12 protein-coding genes are annotated in these 15,684 nt (G+C 64.4%); 7 read left to right on the top strand and 5 right to left on the bottom strand.

The genetic code is table 11. From position 1 onward, the window contains the following. The first annotated feature begins 210 nt into the window (after positions 1-210). On the top strand, positions 211-2,646 hold the full coding sequence (locus M2395_RS16635) for a TonB-dependent receptor (RefSeq protein WP_015634217.1): 2,436 nt from the start codon (positions 211-213) through the stop codon (positions 2,644-2,646). Beyond that, on the top strand, positions 2,646-3,695 hold the full coding sequence (locus M2395_RS16630; protein ID WP_123430089.1) for a hypothetical protein: 1,050 nt from the start codon (positions 2,646-2,648) through the stop codon (positions 3,693-3,695). Before M2395_RS16635 ends, M2395_RS16630 begins: the two co-directional genes overlap by 1 nt. Here the strand turns inward: M2395_RS16630 and M2395_RS16625 are convergent. From M2395_RS16625 to M2395_RS16615, 3 genes are all read right to left on the bottom strand, one after another. After that, positions 3,692-4,519 (bottom strand): phosphatase PAP2 family protein, encoded by an 828-nt coding sequence (locus M2395_RS16625; RefSeq protein WP_019093376.1) that lies wholly within the window; start codon positions 4,517-4,519, stop codon positions 3,692-3,694. The genes M2395_RS16630 and M2395_RS16625 overlap by 4 nt on opposite strands. A gap of 51 nt (positions 4,520-4,570) precedes the next feature. Next, positions 4,571-5,845 (bottom strand): OprD family porin, encoded by a 1,275-nt coding sequence (locus M2395_RS16620; RefSeq protein WP_123430090.1) that lies wholly within the window; start codon positions 5,843-5,845, stop codon positions 4,571-4,573. A 497-nt stretch (positions 5,846-6,342) separates the two neighbouring features. Beyond that, positions 6,343-7,218, bottom strand: coding sequence for an AraC family transcriptional regulator (locus M2395_RS16615; RefSeq protein WP_011059353.1), 876 nt, complete (start codon positions 7,216-7,218; stop codon positions 6,343-6,345). A gap of 154 nt (positions 7,219-7,372) precedes the next feature. Here M2395_RS16615 and M2395_RS16610 point away from each other — a divergent pair, with 154 nt between their 5' ends. Continuing rightward, positions 7,373-8,320 (top strand): DMT family transporter, encoded by a 948-nt coding sequence (locus M2395_RS16610; RefSeq protein ID WP_072443052.1) that lies wholly within the window; start codon positions 7,373-7,375, stop codon positions 8,318-8,320. An 89-nt stretch (positions 8,321-8,409) separates the two neighbouring features. Here M2395_RS16610 and M2395_RS16605 read toward each other — a convergent pair whose 3' ends face one another. Then, positions 8,410-9,384 carry a D-glycerate dehydrogenase gene (locus M2395_RS16605; RefSeq protein WP_123430091.1) on the bottom strand — a complete coding sequence of 325 codons (975 nt, stop codon included), beginning with the start codon at positions 9,382-9,384 and terminating at the stop codon, positions 8,410-8,412. Between the two features lie 206 nt (positions 9,385-9,590). Then, the gene (locus M2395_RS16600) at positions 9,591-10,559 is read right to left on the bottom strand and encodes a LysR family transcriptional regulator (protein WP_011059356.1); all 969 of its coding nucleotides are present in this window, start codon (positions 10,557-10,559) and stop codon (positions 9,591-9,593) included. 274 nt (positions 10,560-10,833) lie between these two features. Here M2395_RS16600 and M2395_RS16595 point away from each other — a divergent pair, with 274 nt between their 5' ends. From M2395_RS16595 to M2395_RS16580, 4 genes are read left to right on the top strand one after another with little or no spacing between them, the layout of a single operon-like run. Continuing rightward, the gene (locus tag M2395_RS16595; protein ID WP_077933375.1) at positions 10,834-12,345 is read left to right on the top strand and encodes an efflux transporter outer membrane subunit; all 1,512 of its coding nucleotides are present in this window, start codon (positions 10,834-10,836) and stop codon (positions 12,343-12,345) included. Between the two features lie 11 nt (positions 12,346-12,356). Continuing rightward, positions 12,357-14,564, top strand: coding sequence for an FUSC family protein (locus M2395_RS16590; RefSeq protein ID WP_019094736.1), 2,208 nt, complete (start codon positions 12,357-12,359; stop codon positions 14,562-14,564). Beyond that, positions 14,554-14,754 carry a DUF1656 domain-containing protein gene (locus M2395_RS16585; RefSeq protein WP_007930063.1) on the top strand — a complete coding sequence of 67 codons (201 nt, stop codon included), beginning with the start codon at positions 14,554-14,556 and terminating at the stop codon, positions 14,752-14,754. Before M2395_RS16590 ends, M2395_RS16585 begins: the two co-directional genes overlap by 11 nt. A 10-nt stretch (positions 14,755-14,764) precedes the next feature. Then, positions 14,765-15,625 (top strand): HlyD family secretion protein, encoded by an 861-nt coding sequence (locus M2395_RS16580; RefSeq protein ID WP_053149108.1) that lies wholly within the window; start codon positions 14,765-14,767, stop codon positions 15,623-15,625. Positions 15,626-15,684 lie beyond the last annotated feature (59 nt).

Genomic DNA, 15,684 nt, shown 5'->3' with positions numbered 1-15,684 from the left:
TCACGAGCGCCTCGATCGCTTCGTCAGAGTGCCGCCCAGCCCGATCGCAGCCTGCGGCACTGGCTACAGGGGATGCATCGGGCGGGGGCGTTTTCGCCGCCCTGAAAATATTTTCAAAAAAATGCTGAGGTCTTTGCCTGCGACATACGTGTAGTGCTTGAAAGTGCGACTAATTCGCATTCACGGTGCTTTTACACACGAGTCTCCAGCATGAAGTCCAGGGCAAATTCGGCGGTAAACGGTTCGGTCAAACGGTGGTTCGGCGCTTCGGCGCTGGTGGTTTCGGGGTTGGCCCTGCTGCCCCTGAGCGTGGCATTGGCGGCCCAGGCCGGCAGCGAGCAGCACAGTGCGCTGTTCAACTTCGCCATCGCGGCCAAGCCGCTACCCCAGGCCCTGAGCGATTTCACCCGGGTCACCGGGATCAGCGTGGTCTACACCGACGAGGCGCCCTACAACCTCAAGGCCCCGGCCGTCACCGGCCAGCTCAGTGCCGAGCAGGCCTTGCAGCGTCTCTTGGGCAATTCCGGTTTCACCTATCGCCGCAGCGACGCCCATACCCTGGTTCTCGAACCCCTGCCCCAAGGTGCCGGGCTGAACCTGGGGACTTCCAGCATCACCACCCAGGGCGTCGACGAAAGCACCAGCTACCAGCCGCCGGCCACCACCTCGGTGGCCCGCTCCCAGGCGCTGAACCAGGAAATCCCGCAGATCATCAACGTGATCCCGGCCCAGGTACTGCGCGACCAGACCCCGCGCAACCTGGATGACGCCCTGAAGAACGTCAGTGGCATCACCCAGACCAACACCCTGGGCGGCACTCAGGACGCGGTGCTGCTGCGCGGCTTCGGCGACAACCGCAACGGCTCGATCATGCGCGACAGCATGCCGGTGGTGCAGGGCCGTGCCCTGAACGCCACGGCCGAGCGCGTGGAAGTGATCAAGGGCCCGTCGTCCCTGCTCTATGGCATCCAGGACCCGGGCGGGGTGATCAACATCGTCAGCAAGAAACCCGAGTTGCAGCAGTCCACGGCCCTGACCGTGCGCGGCTCGACCTACGGCTCGGGCAAGAACGGCAGCGGCGGCAGCCTGGACACCACCGGGCCGCTGGGGGATTCCGGGCTGGCCTACCGGCTGGTCGTGGACCACGAAGACGAAGACTACTGGCGCAACTTCGGCACCCACCGCGAATCCCTGGTGGCGCCGTCCCTGGCCTGGTACGGCGAGCGCACCAAGGTGCTGCTGGCCTATGAGCATCGCGAATTCCTGACCCCGTTCGACCGCGGCACGGCCATCGACCCCAAGACCAACCACCCGCTGGACATCCCGGCCACCCGGCGCCTGGACGAGCCGTTCAACAACATGGAAGGGCGTTCGGACCTGTATCGTTTCGAGGTCGATCACGAGCTCAGCGACGACTGGAAGGCCCACTTCGGCTACAGCTGGAACCGTGAAACCTACGACGCCAGCCAGGTGCGCCTGACCGCGGTGAACGCCAACGGCACCCTGACCCGGACCATGGACGGCACCAAGAATGCCCTGACCACCGACCGCTATGCCACCGTCAGCCTGGAAGGCAAGGTGCAACTGGGCGGCATGCAGCATGACCTGGTGTTCGGCCTGGACGACGAGTACCGCAAGATCTACCGCGCCGACCTGATCCGCGGCAAGAACACCAGTTTCAACTACCTCAACCCGGTGTATGGCCAGCAAGTGGCGGGAACCAACGTCAGCGCCCCGGACAGCGACCAGACCGACCTGCTGCGCAGTGACTCGCTGTTCTTCCAGGATGCCATCCACCTCACCGACCAGTGGATCCTGGTGGGCGGCGGGCGTTTCCAGGAATACGACCAGTACGCGGGCAAGGGCCGGCCGTTCCACGCCAATACCGACAGCAACGGGCAGAAGTTCGTGCCCCGCGCTGGCCTGGTGTACCGCTACACCGACCAGCTGTCGTTCTACGGCAGCTACACCGAGTCGTTCAAACCCAACTCCAGCATTGCCCAGCTGGCCGGCGGCAGCGTGGTGCTGGACGGCTCCATCGCACCGGAAGAAGCCAAGTCCTGGGAACTGGGGGCCAAGCTCGACATTCCAGGGCGCATCACCGCCAGTGCGGCGTTGTTCGACATCACCAAGCGCAACGTGCTGGTGACCACCGCCACGGCCTCCGAGACTGTCACCAGCGTGGCCGGTGAAGTGCATTCCCAGGGCCTGGAGCTGGACCTGACCGGGCAGCTCACCGACCAGTGGAGCCTGATCGGCAGCTACGCCTACACCGACGCCGAAGTGACCAAGGACACCCAGTACAAGGGCAAGCAACTGCAGAACGTGGCCAAGAACACCGGCTCGCTGTCGGCGGTCTACGACTTCGGCAGCCTGATCGGCGGCGACCGCCTGCGGGTCGGCGCCGGTGCCCGTTATGTCGGTGAGCGCGCCGGGGATGCGCCCAACAGCTTCGACCTGCCGGGCTACACCGTGGCCGATGCCTTCGCCACCTACGACACCAAGGTCGAAGGGCAGAAGGTCAAGTTTCAGCTCAACGTGAAGAACCTGTTCGACAAGACCTACTACACCTCCTCGGTGAGCAAGTACTTCGTGTCCCTGGGGGATGCTCGCCAAGTGTCGCTCTCCAGCACCCTGGAGTTCTGATGAAAGCCCTGGCCCTGAGTGTGCTCCTGGCGTTCTGTGGCATGGCCCAGGCGGCCGCGCCGGCGGATGAGCGCCTGTACCACCGCGAACAGCAAGTGCAGCTGCCGGGTTCCGGCAGCAGTTGGGGCTTCATCGCCCTGGACCCGACGCGGCCCTACCTGTTCCTGGCCCGCCGGGAAAACGGCCTGAGCGTGTTCGATGTGGACAGGCAGCGCCCGGTGCGCACCCTCGAACAGTCCCGGGGCGCCAATGGTGTGGTGTTGGTACCGGAGCTGGACCGCCTGCTGGTGCTCAACACCGACGGCAGCCTGGGGGTGGTGGAGTTATCCACATTCAAGCCGCTCAAGCGCATCACCGTGACCCAGAGCAACCTCAACAGCGCGGTGTACGAGCCGCGCACCGGACAGGTGATCATTGTCAGCGGGCGCCGGGCCGATCGTTCCACCCTGTTCGTCTTCGATCCCAAAGAAGAGCGCATCACCGCCGCCCATGAGCTGGCGGTGAAGAAGATCGACCCGTTGCTGCTCAAGGGCGATGGCAGTTTCTTCCTGCCGATGCGCGATGAGGGCATCGTCGCGCGGTTGTCCTCCAGCAGCTTCAAGGTCCTGGACCGCTGGCAGTATCCCGACTGCCCGCGGCCCAGTGCCCTGGCCCAGGATGAACAACGGGGGCGGTTGTTCGTCGCTTGCCGTGGTGAGCGGCCAGTGCTGCTGGTGCTCGACCGCGACAACGGTGCGCTGAAGGCCAGCCTGCCGATTACCCGGGACGTCAACGCCCTGGCCTACGACCCGCAGGCCCAGCGCTTGCTGATCGCCAGCGGGGTGGACGCCAACCTCAGCGTCGTCGCCCAGCTCGATGCCGACCGCTACCAGCTCCTGGGTAGCGTCAGCACCCAGCCCATGGCCTACAACATGGCGTTCGACCCGCGTACCCGGCGGGTCTACCTGGCGGCAATGGACTTCACCCAACCGGCCGCGAGCCCGGCCGAACCCAAGCCGGACCCGCTGTTTCATGCCAATACCTTCAAGGTCCTCACCCTGGCACCCTAGTCGGCGTCAAGTGCCAGGGCCTGCGCTTGCGCTGCACAGTCAGCGCCGGCGGTCAGGCCCTGGGCCCGAACGGCCAGCAACTCTTGCCGGGCGACGGCGAAATCGGCCTGGAAGGTCGGGTCGGCGTGCAAGCGTGCCACGGTGGTCGCGCCTATTTCACGGCCTTCACGGATATCGCTGTACCAGTGCACGTTGCACACCATGCGGCTTTGCGAGTAGGCCCGGCCGCGGGCCCAGAGCGCATTGCCGTGCTCGGGGGACAGTTCGCTCAGCAACAGCGCCCAGGCCCAGCCGATTGCGCTGTGGCCCGATGGGTAGGAACCATCTGCGGCCAGTTTCGCCTCGTCTTCCGGGGTGCAGCTGGGTTGCTGGTTGTAGACGAAGGGCCGGGTGCGCTGGTAGCGCTTCTTTGCGCTGTAGGTGGCCAGCCCGGCGTCGGCCAGGGTCCGCCGCAGGACTCTGTACAGCGTAGGTGTCAGCTGTTCGCTGATCGGGGCATTCAGGGCACAGGAGAATGTCTGCGCGGCGGCAGGGAACTTCAGGTTGGCATCGCTGACGGCCAACTCCCAGCGTTTGCTGCCCCGCAAGGCCTGGTTTTTCTCGGCCATGCTCTGGTCCAGAGCGAAGGCTGGGGTCCCCACCGCAGGAGGGGGCGGCAACAGCGACAGACTGTCGGGCAGATCCTGCTGTTTCAGATAACCGATCAAGTAACCCGGTCGGAACTCCGGGACGCTTTGCGCTTGCAGGGGCTGTTTCGCCGCGACCGGGTTGAACAGGCTTAAAAACAACAGGCTGGCCAAACTTTTCGATAATAGACGTTGCATGGAGATAGTCCTCTAGGCATTTGATCCGTTACATCGGTTCTGGTGGTCTGGTTACTTGATATTCCAGGTGTAGTTGAACATCAGTCGCGTATCATCAGTGTCGCGAATGAAGTTCTTGGCGTAGTTGGAGCGATAGAGCGCACTGCGCAGGCGTACACTTAAGTTCTTCAGCGGGCCTTGTTGCACGACATAACGCAATTCATTATCCAGCTCCCATGACTTACCAATTCTTTGGCTGCCGGTTATCTCGGCATGGCTGCCGGATATATAGCGGCTATTGATGGTCAGGCCCGGCAAGCCCAGGTTGGCAAAGTCATAGCCATAACGAAGTGCCCAGGAGCGCTCCTTGGCATTGGCGAAGTCACCCAGTACGGATAAGTTGATCAAGTTGGCATCGGTACCCAGGATGTTGGCATAACCGGTGTCCCCCAACATTCGCTGATAAGTCAGGCCAAGGCTATGGCCTTTATAGGCATAGCCGAGCAACCCCTGCAGGGCGCGGTTGTCGATCTTGCCGCCTTTGGCATTGCCGTAGTCGTTCATCAGGCTGAAGCGCAGATCGCTGCTGAACGTCCCCGCTCCCCAGGGGCTCTTGTTGACCAGGGTGAAGACCTGCTGGCGGTAGATATCCTGCAGCTGGGCGACATGCACGCGAGCCAGCCATTGCTTGTGGAACCGATAGTCGAGGCCCGCCATGTCGAAGTGTTCCGCGGTGGCCCCCAGCTTCTCGAAGCGCCGGTTCAAGGGGCTCAGGGTCAGCGGTGTGTACTGCGTGGCGTTGCGCTGCAGGACCCGGCTCAGACGCCCGGCGGTAAACTCCAGGTCTTCGATTTCATTGGAGGTCAGCAGCCCGCCTTCGAACATCTGCGCAAACAGGCGGCCGTCATTGGGTCTCAGTGTCGGCAGTACCGGCGGTACCAGGGTTCCGAACTTGAACAGGGTCTTGCTGGTCTTGAGCTTGCCGGCCAGGGCCAGTTTCGAATAGTCATCCTCTGCCCGGCCATTGCGTGCCACCTTCAACAGCCCGGTGCCGGTCCGGCCAGGAGCGGAATCCAGCTTGATCCCGAGCATGCCGATGGCGTCGGCACCGACGCCGAGGCGGCCTTCGGTGAACCCCGAATCCAGGCGCAAGAGGAAACCTTGCGCCCATTCTTCACGGGTAGGGGCAGTGCCTTCGCGGTAGTCCCGATTGAAGTAGTAGTTGCGCAGTTCCAGGCGTGCGCTGCTGTCCTCGAGCAGTTCGGCTTTTACCGGAATGGCCAGTATCGAGGCACACAGCAGGGGCGAGTGTCTGACCCATTGCCGTGGCAAACTTTGTGAAAGCATTTCATCGTCCTCTGTTTTTGTTGTTTTGGAGTAAGGCGATTAACGGCTTAGTTGTTGCTGGTTTATTCAAGGATCCAATGGTTGAAGGTTGGATTGCCTCAGGGGTGTGGTGAAAGTTGTGTGTCAATTGTTGTGGGCAAGAGTCTGCCGGGTATTTCAGGTAATTGGCTCCTGTGAGGGGGGTGGATATTTATGGAATGCCTGGCACTCAGGGTTCGAAGACTAAGTTGAAACTGGGCTTAAACAATAACCATCAGCTCCATGAATGAAGTGGTAAATAAAATATTAAAATAATTACCTGATTATGTTCTTGAGTGTCATATAAGAACTTGCCGGGCGTGATCTTTCTGAGAGAGATATGTAGGGGGTTTTTAATTGGCTTGTAAGAATTGTCTTATTAAAGTAAGGAACTTTAACCGTTCACTGACTCAGGCGTGTCAGCCTGGGCTTTGGCATAAGAAGGAGCATGCAGAGGCGGGTTTTGGGTAACCCTGGCCTCAGCGCAGGAACGCCAGGCGGTAGTCTCCCGGCGTGCCCCCCAGGGCGTGCCGGAAGCGATTGCTGAAGTGGCTGGCACTGGCAAAACCACAGGCCAGTGCAATCTCGCCCAGGGGCTGGGCGGTGGTGCGCAGCAGGTGCCGGGCCCGGCTCAGGCGTCGGGCTAGCAGGTATTGGTGGGGCGGCAGGCCGAAGCTTGCACGGAACATGCGGGCGAAGTGGTATTCGGAGAGGGCGCACAACCCCGCCAGCTGGCCCAGGCTCAGGGGCGCGTCCAACTGGCTGTCGATGTAGTCCACCAGCAGCCGTCGCTGGTGTGCGGCCAGCCCGCCCTTGAGCCGGGCCCCCTGGCGCTGGCCCACTTGATTGAGCAGGGCATGGCTGAGCATCTCGTGGGCCAGGCTGCTGGTCAGCAGGCGCTCGCCGGGTTCGTCCCAGTTCAGGCGGACCAACTGCGCAAAGCGCTGGGTCTGCTCGGGGTCGTCGAGAAAGGTGCTTTCGCGCAGTTGCAGTTCCCGGGGCTCGCGATCCAGCAGGGTGACGCAGCCCAGGGCGAACTGCTCCGGGCTGAAGTACAGATGGGCCAGGCGAATATCACCGTTGATCACCCAGGCCGACTGGTGCTCGGCGGGCAGGATGCACAACTTGCCCGGGCCGCCCTTGCTGCCCGGCTGGTCGCGGCGGAAGGTCCCGGTGCCGCCGGCCAGGTAGCAGGACAGGGTGTGATGGCTGGGGGCCTCGTACTCCTGGGCGTCGTGATGGTTGCTCCACAAGGCTGCGGACAAGCCGTCACCGAGCTCGGCGCTGTGCTCCAGGCGAGCATTGGGCGAGCGGTTCAGGGCTTGGAAGACTTGCAGGGTATCCAGTGCGTGCATGGTGGGGCGTCAACATGGGTGGGGCTGCCGGTGTTCTGCATGCTACTCCGTAGCCCGTGGGCTGCCAGCCCCGGGCGGATAAAAAGCGCAAGTTTGTGCAAGCGCGCAAGGCTGGCGGGGCGTGACACTGCACTCCTGACAAAGGAGTCGCGCCATGAACCTATCGCTGTACCTGTTGACCGTGCTGATCTGGGGCACCACCTGGATCGCCCTGAAACTGCAACTGGGGGTGGTGGCGATTCCGGTGTCCATCGTCTATCGCTTCGCCCTGGCGGCCCTGGTGCTGTTCGTCCTGTTGCTGCTCAGCCGCAAGCTGCAGCCGATGAACCGTCGTGGTCACCTGATCTGCGTGGCCCAGGGCCTGTGCCTGTTCTGCATCAACTTCATGTGCTTTTTGCACGCCAGCCAGTGGATTCCCAGTGGCCTGGTAGCGGTGGTGTTTTCCACCGCGACCCTGTGGAACGCCCTGAATGCGCGGGTGTTCTTCGGCCAGAAGATCGCTCGCAACGTGCTGCTGGGCGGCGGCCTGGGGCTGCTGGGGCTGGGGCTGCTGTTCTGGCCGGAGCTGGTGGGCCACAGTGCCAGCCCGCAAACCCTGCTGGGCCTGGGCTTGGCCCTGCTGGGCACCTTGTGCTTCTCGGCGGGCAACATGCTGTCCAGCCTGCAGCAAAAAGCCGGGCTCAAGCCGTTGACCACCAATGCCTGGGGCATGGCCTACGGCGCGACGATGCTGGCGGTGTATTGCCTGTTCCAGGGCATCGCCTTCGATGTGGAATGGAGCACCCGCTACATCGGCTCACTGCTGTACCTGGTGATTCCGGGCTCGGTCATCGGCTTTACCGCCTACCTGACCCTGGTGGGGCGCATGGGCCCGGAGCGCGCGGCTTACTGCACCGTGCTGTTCCCGGTAGTGGCGTTGAACGTGTCGGCCTTTGTCGAAGGCTACCAATGGACCGCCCCGGCCCTGGCCGGGCTGGTGCTGGTGATGCTGGGCAACGTCCTGGTGTTCCGCAAACCCAAGGCTGTGCCTGCCTCTGTAGCCGCTGCCGAGCTTGCGAGGCTGCGAACGGCGGCGCAGCCGTCGCAAAACCGGGCGACCTGATTCTGCCGGGCTATCGCTGAAGGTCCTGCGGACCTTTTCGCAGCCTCGCAGGCTAGGCAGCGGCTACAGGGGGGATAGGCCGTGGGTGGTCAGCCCTTCCACACCTGCGGGTTGACCAGGTCCTGCGGCCGCTCACCCAGCAGGGCACTGCGCAGGTTGCTCATGGCGCGCGCGGCCATGGCGTCGCGGGTTTCATGGGTGGCCGAGCCAATGTGCGGCAAGGTCACTGCGTTCTTCAGCTGGAACAGCGGCGACTCCGCCAGCGGTTCCTTCTCGTACACATCCAGGCCGGCGCCACGGATCTGGCCCTTCTGCAAGGCTTCGATCAGCGCCGGTTCATCCACCACCGGCCCGCGGGAAATGTTCACCAGGATTGCACTGGGCTTCATCAGCGCCAGTTCGCGGTGGCTGATCAGGTGCTTGGTCTTTTCGCTCAACGGCACCACCAGGCAGACGAAATCCGCCTCCGCCAGCAGTTGCTCCAGGCTGCGATACTGCGCCCCCAATTCCTGCTCCAGGGCCGCCTTGCGGCTGTTGCCGCTGTAGAGGATCGGCATGCCGAAGCCCAGGCGCCCACGGCGGGCGATGGCCGCGCCAATGTTGCCCATGCCGACGATGCCCAGGGTCTTGCCGTGCACATCGCAGCCGAACAGCGCCGGGCCGACGCTGGCCTGCCATTGCCCGGCCTTGGTCCAGGCGTCCAGCTCGGCCACTCGGCGGGCGCTGCTCATGAGCAGGGCGAAGGCCAGGTCGGCGGTGCTTTCGGTGAGCACGTCCGGGGTGTTGGTGAGCATCAGCCCGCGTTCGTTGAAGTAGGCCAGGTCGTAGTTGTCGTAGCCCACCGAGATGCTCGACACCACTTCCAGGCGCGCGGCGTTTTCCAGCTGCGCACGGCCCAGCTTGCGGCCGACACCGATCAGGCCGTGGGCCTGGGGCAGGGCTTCATTGAATTGCGCGGCGATGTCCCCGTGCTTGGGGTTGGGCACTATGACCTCGAAATCCTGTTGCAGGCGTTCGGTCATCTCGGGGGTGATGCGGCTGAAGGCAAGTACAGTCTTTTTCATCGCGCGAAGGCTCGTCAGGCGGGGAGAATGCCAAGCAAGCTAACATTTTTGCCGCCGCCACCAAAGCACCCCGCCACGAGCCTGCATGTGTAGGAGCTGGCTTGCCAGCGAAGGCGGCATCCAGGTTTGCACAGGATGTGCGGGCTTCTTCGCCGGCAAGCCGGCTCCTACAGGTGGGTCGGTGGTCTGGGTGGGGAGCCCCGTGGTCAGGTGGCCAGGCGTGCGCCGGTCAGGCTGCCGCTCAGTTCATAGGCCGCCAGTTCCGTCTGGTGCGCGGTGAGGATCTCCGGCAGAGAGCCGCGCAGGTATTCGACCCAGGTCTTGATCTTGGCGTCCAGGTACTGGCGCGACGGGTAGATGGCGTACAGGTTCAGCTCCTGGGAGCGGTACTTGGGCATCACCCGTACCAGGGTGCCGGTGCGCAAACCCTCTATAGCCGCGTATACCGGCAACACCCCGACCCCCATGCCGCTGATGATCGCAGTCTTCATGGCATCGGCGGAGTTCACCAGGAACGGCGAGCTGTTGATGGTGACCATTTCCTGGCCTTCCGGGCCGTCGAAGGTCCACTTCTCCAGGGGAATCACCGGGCTCACCAGGCGCAGGCAGGCATGGTTCAGCAGATCGCTGGGCTTTTGCGGGCAGCCGTTGGCTTTCACATAGGCCGGCGAGGCGCAGACGATGCTGTAGGTCATCCCCAGGCGCTGGGAGACGAACCCCGAATCCGGCAGCTCCCGGGCCAGGACGATGGACACGTCGTAGCCCTCGTCCAGGAGGTCCGGCACACGGTTGGCCATGGTCAGGTCGAAGGTCACGTCCGGGTGGGTCTTGCGGTAGCGGGCGATGGCGTCGATCACGAAGTGCTGGCCGATGCCGGTCATGGTGTGCACTTTCAACTGCCCGGCGGGGCGGGCGTGGGCGTCGCTGGCCTCGGCCTCGGCTTCTTCGACATAGGCCAGGATCTGCTCGCAGCGCAGCAGGTAGCGCTTGCCGGCCTCGGTCAGGGCGATGCGGCGAGTCGTGCGGTTGAGCAGGCGGGTTTGCAGGTGCGCCTCTAGATTGGAGACGGCGCGCGAGACGTTGGCGGTGGTGGTGTCCAGCTGCACCGCGGCGGCCGTGAAACTACCGGCTTCGGCAACACAACTGAAGGCGCGCATGTTTTGCAAGGTGTCCATGGGGTGCTCTCAAGGGAGATTGCAAATTGTGACACGAAGTTTCTGTTTTTACAGGCGTACAGGGATACGACCAAGGGATTATCGCGTTTACGGTAACAAAGATTCACAGGAATCCCAGCTTATCGCCGCAACGACCGCCCCCTAGAATTGCGCCGATCCCTAGGAGCCGGCAGGCCGGCGATCCGCGCAACGCGGTGTAGCAGGCGTATCGCTGCGCCGGCAAGCCAGCTCCTACGAGAGAAATACTCCCCCCCGATCTCAGGAATTCGCAGCAGTGCCGCGTCGCATCAGCAGAGGGTTCAAGACCCTCAGTGTTTGGGCTTTATCGTTAGCAATCAGCGGCTGCATCGGAACCGGAGGCATTGCCCCACAGGGCAAGACACTTCCCGCTAATACATTGGCCACGGATGAGGCGATAAAGAGCGCCGCGCAGGACGCCCACTGGCCCAGCGCCCAGTGGTGGCAGGCCTATGGCGACCCGCAACTGGACCGCTGGATCAGCCTTGCGGTGCAAGGCAGCCCGAGCCTGGCCATGGCCGCCGCCCGGGTCCGCCAGGCCAAGGCCCTGGCCGGCATCGCCGAGTCGGCCGAGTCGCTGCAGATCAAGGGTGACGCCACCCTCAAGCGCCACAACTGGCCCACCGATCAGTTCTACGGCCCCGGCGCCCTGTCCAACAGCACCACCTGGGACAACAACGCCGCCCTGGGTTTCAGTTATGCCCTGGACCTCTGGGGCCGGGAAAGCAACAGCACCGAGCGTGCCGTGGACCTGGCCCACATGAGCGTGGCCGAAGCCCGTCAGGCCCAGCTGGAACTGGTGAACAATGTGGTGCGCAGCTATATCCAGCTGTCCCTGCACTTCGCCCAGCGCGATATCGTCGCGGCCACCCTCAAGCAGCAGCAACAGATCCTCGAACTGGCGCAACGGCGCCTGGACGGCGGCATCGGCACCCATTTCGAAGTCAGCCAGGCCGAGGCGCCGCTGCCGGAAACCCATCGCCAGCTGGACGCCCTGGACGAAGAAATCGCCCTGACCCGCAACCAGCTGGCGGCCCTGGCCGGCAAGGGCCCGGGGGAGGGCGCGCAGTTGCAGCGGCCAAGCCTGTCCCTGGGCGCCGCGCTGAAACTGCCCTCGGCCCTGCCCGCCGAACTGCTGGGGCAGCGCCCGGACGTGGTCGCCAGCCGCTGGCAAGTGGCGGCCCAGGCTCGCGGTATCGATGTGGCTCACGCCGGCTTCTACCCCAACGTCGACCTGGTGGGCAGCATCGGCTTCATGGCCACCGGCGGTGGGGCCCTGGAGTTCCTCACCGGCAAGAAGCTCAACTACAACGTCGGCCCGGCCATCAGCCTGCCGATCTTCGACGGCGGGCGCCTGCGCTCGGAGCTGGGTGAAGCCTCGGCCGGCTACGACATGGCCGTGGCCAGGTACAACCAGACCCTGGTGGATGCACTGAAAAGCATCTCCGACCAGTTGATCCGCCGCGAGTCCATGGACAAGCAGCAAGCCTTCGCCGCCGAGTCGGTGGCCGCTGCGCAGAAGACCTACGACATCGCCACCGTGGCCTTCCAGCGCGGCCTGACCGACTACCTGAATGTGCTCAACGCCCAGAGCCTGCTGTTCCATCAGCAGCAGGTGCAGCAGCAGGTGCAGGCCGCACGCCTGACGGTCCAGGCGGACCTGGTCACGGCCCTGGGCGGCGGGCTTGAAGCCGGCCGCGACGTTCCCGCGCAAGACCGCCTTGAGGCACCCAAGACCCCCGCGGCCCTGGCCGTGTTCGACCATTGAAGCAGGCACCCATGACTTCCTTGCCCGCACCTTTGCGCTGGCTGTACTCCCTTGAATGGCGCCGGGGTTTCTTCGACTGGGCGCGCAGCGACGGCGTGACCTGGGTCTATATCTTCAAGGTCCTGGCCGCCGCGTTCCTCACCCTGTGGCTGGCCATGCGCCTGGAGTTGCCGCAACCGCGCACGGCGATGATCACCGTGTTCATCGTCATGCAGCCGCAGAGCGGCCAGGTGTTCGCCAAGAGCTTCTACCGCTTTCTCGGCACCCTGGCCGGCTCGGCGGTGATGGTGGCGCTGATCGCCCTGTTCGCCCAGAACACCGAGCTGTTCCTCGGCTCGCTGGCGATCTGGGTCGGCATCTGCTCGGCCGGCGCGGCGCGCTACCGCAACTTTCGCGCCTATGGTTTCGTCCTCGCCGGCTACACCGCGGCCATGGTCGGCCTGCCGGCCCTGGCCCATCCGGAAGGGGCCTTCATGGCGGCGGTGTGGCGGGTACTGGAGATCTCCCTGGGGATTCTCTGCTCCACCCTGGTCAGCGCCGCGATCCTGCCACAGACCGCCAGCGCCGCCATGCGCAACGCCCTGTACCAGCGCTTCGGGGTGTTCGCCCTGTTCGTTACCGACGGCCTGCGCGGGCGCAGCCAGCGCGACAGCTTCGAAAGCAGCAACGTGCGCTTCATCGCCGAGGCCGTGGGCCTGGAAGGGCTGCGCAGCGTCACCGTGTTCGAAGACCCGCACATGCGTCGGCGCAACGGCCGCCTGAGCCGCCTGAACAGCGAGTTCATGGGCATCACCACGCGCTTCAACGCCCTGCACCAGTTGCTCGAACGCCTGCGCAGCAGCGGCGCCGATCACGTGGTGGCGGCGATCAAGCCCGGCCTGCAGGACCTGGCGGAACTGCTGGACGGCTTCTCCGGCCGTGCCCTGACCAGCCCCGATGCGGCGCGCCTGGCCACGGCCCTGGCGGCCTACAAGGCCGAGCTGCCGGCGCGGGTGCGCAGCCTGCGCACGGCCTTCCAGGAGAGCGGCCCGAGCGACGCCGAGCAGCTGGATTTCCACACCGCCTACGAGCTGCTCTACCGCTTTGTCGACGAGATGCACAGCTACGCCCAGACCCACGCGTCCCTGGCCGACCACAGCCACGAGCGCGAGCGCTGGGACGAGCCCTACACCCCGCAGACCAACTGGCTGGCCTGCGCCGCCTCGGGCATCCGCGCGGCCTTCGTGCTGGTGGTGCTGGGCAGCTACTGGGTGGCCACGGCCTGGCCCAGCGGCGCCACCATGACCCTGATCGCCGCCGCCACCATCGGCCTCTCGGCGGCTACGCCGAACCCCAAGCGCATGGCGTTCCAGATGGCCTGCGGGACTTTCATCGGCGCCCTGGTGGGCTTCGTCGAAATGTTCTTCGTGTTCCCCTGGATCGACGGCTTCCCGCTGCTGTGCCTGATGCTGGCGCCGGTGATCGTGCTCGGTTCGTTCCTTGCGTCCAGGCCCAAGTACGCCGGGGTCGGCCTGGGTTTGCTGATCTTCTTCAGCACCGGTTCGGTGCCGGACAACCTGACCATTTACAACCCCTACACCTTCATCAACGACTACATCGCCATGGTCATGGGCATGCTGGTCTGCGCCGCGGCCGGGGCGATCATCCTGCCGCCCAACAGCCGCTGGCTGTGGCGGCGCCTGGAGCAGGACCTGCGCGGCCAGGTGGTGTACGCCATCAGCGGCAAGCTCAAGGGCCTGGCGTCGAGCTTCGAGAGCCGTACCCGCGACCTGCTGCACCAGGCCTATGGCCTGGCGGTGGGCCAGCCCAAGGTGCAGAGCGAGCTGTTGCGCTGGATGTTCGTGGTGCTGGAAGTCGGCCACGCCATCATCGAGCTGCGCAAGGAGCAGGCGATCCTCCCGGTGCACCCGGCCTATGCCGAATCCCAGCCCTGGCGCCAGGCGATCCGGGTCATGGGCCGCTCCCTGGTGCGGCTGTTCCTGCAGCCCAGCCAGAGCAACCTGGAGCGCGGCCTGATCGCCGTGGACCACGCCATCAGCCGGGTCCAGGCCACCGACGAGCCCTTTGCCCCGCACTTCGACACCTCGGCCCTGCGCCGGGTCAAGAGCTACCTGCACTTCATCCGTACTTCATTGCTCGACCCGCAATCGCCGCTGGCGGCCTATGCCGTGGCCAAGCCAACGGCGCCTGCACCCCAAGGACTTGACCATGCCTCGTGAAATCGCCTTCCACGGCGTTTACATGCCCACCATGACCCTGATGTTCTTCATCGCCGCGGCCCTGGCCTGGGCCCTGGACCGGTTCATTTCCGGCTATGACCTGTATCGCTTCTTCTGGCACCCGGCGCTGCTGCGCCTGAGCCTGTTCTGCTGTCTGTTCGGCGCCATGGCGCTCACTGTCTACCGTTGAGACCCCCGCAATGAAAAAGTTTTTCAGCCTGCTCGCCACCCTGCTCGTGCTGGCCCTGGCCCTGTGGATCGGCCGTACCCTGTGGGAGCACTACATGTACACCCCCTGGACCCGTGACGGCCGGGTGCGCGCGGACATCATCAACGTCGCCGCCGATGTCACCGGCGAAGTGGTGGACGTGCCGGTCAAGGACAACCAGCTGGTGCGCAAGGGCGATCTGCTGATGCAGATCGACCCCGAGCACTACCAGATCGCGGTCAAGCAGGCGCAAGCGCTGGTGGCGTCGAAGAAGGCCACCTGGGAGATGCGCAAGGTCAACGCCCGGCGTCGCGCCGACATGGACAACCTGGTGATCTCCAAGGAAAACCGCGACGACGCCGGCAACATCGCCGACTCGGCCCTGGCCGACTACCAGCACGCCCAGGCCCAGCTGGAAGCGGCGCAACTCAACCTTGCGCGCACCCAGGTGCGGGCGGCGGTGGATGGCTACGTCACCAACCTCAACGTGCACCGTGGCGACTACGCACGCATCGGCGAGGCGAAGATGGCGGTGGTCGACATGAACTCGTTCTGGGTCTACGGCTTCTTCGAGGAAACCAAGCTGCCCCACGTGCGCGTCGGGGATAAGGCCGACATGCAACTGATGAGCGGCGAAGTGCTCAAGGGCCATGTGGAAAGCATTTCCCGGGGCATCTACGACCGCGACAACCCGGAAAGCCGCGAACTGATCGCCGACGTCAACCCGACCTTCAACTGGGTGCGCCTGGCCCAGCGCGTACCGGTGCGCATCCATATCGATGAAGTGCCTGAAGGCGTCATGCTGGCGGCCGGCATCACCTGCACCGTCATCGTCAACCCCGAGCCTTTGTAGGCGCCACCCTATGTAGGAGCTGGCTTGCCAGCGAAGGCGCCGGCATGGGCGATGCAAGG

This window comes from Pseudomonas sp. BIGb0176 (assembly GCF_024810175.1).
Classification (GTDB): Bacteria; Pseudomonadota; Gammaproteobacteria; order Pseudomonadales; family Pseudomonadaceae; genus Aquipseudomonas; species Aquipseudomonas protegens.
The sequence above is the reverse complement of the archived record's forward strand: the minus strand, read 5'-3'. Positions and strand labels throughout refer to the sequence as shown.

Bases quoted from the DNA above. Each gene is read 5' to 3' on its own strand.
- M2395_RS16635 (WP_015634217.1), top strand. From the start codon at position 211: ATGAAGTCCAGGGCAAATTCGGCGGTAAACGGTTCGGTCAAACGGTGG.
- M2395_RS16600 (WP_011059356.1), bottom strand. From the start codon at position 10,559: ATGGACACCTTGCAAAACATGCGCGCCTTCAGTTGTGTTGCCGAAGCC.
- M2395_RS16590 (WP_019094736.1), top strand. From the start codon at position 12,357: ATGACTTCCTTGCCCGCACCTTTGCGCTGGCTGTACTCCCTTGAATGG.
- M2395_RS16615 (WP_011059353.1), bottom strand. From the start codon at position 7,218: ATGCACGCACTGGATACCCTGCAAGTCTTCCAAGCCCTGAACCGCTCG.
- M2395_RS16580 (WP_053149108.1), top strand. From the start codon at position 14,765: ATGAAAAAGTTTTTCAGCCTGCTCGCCACCCTGCTCGTGCTGGCCCTG.
- M2395_RS16610 (WP_072443052.1), top strand. From the start codon at position 7,373: ATGAACCTATCGCTGTACCTGTTGACCGTGCTGATCTGGGGCACCACC.
- M2395_RS16605 (WP_123430091.1), bottom strand. From the start codon at position 9,384: ATGAAAAAGACTGTACTTGCCTTCAGCCGCATCACCCCCGAGATGACC.
- M2395_RS16585 (WP_007930063.1), top strand. From the start codon at position 14,554: ATGCCTCGTGAAATCGCCTTCCACGGCGTTTACATGCCCACCATGACC.
- M2395_RS16625 (WP_019093376.1), bottom strand. From the start codon at position 4,519: ATGCAACGTCTATTATCGAAAAGTTTGGCCAGCCTGTTGTTTTTAAGC.
- M2395_RS16630 (WP_123430089.1), top strand. From the start codon at position 2,646: ATGAAAGCCCTGGCCCTGAGTGTGCTCCTGGCGTTCTGTGGCATGGCC.
- M2395_RS16620 (WP_123430090.1), bottom strand. From the start codon at position 5,845: ATGCTTTCACAAAGTTTGCCACGGCAATGGGTCAGACACTCGCCCCTG.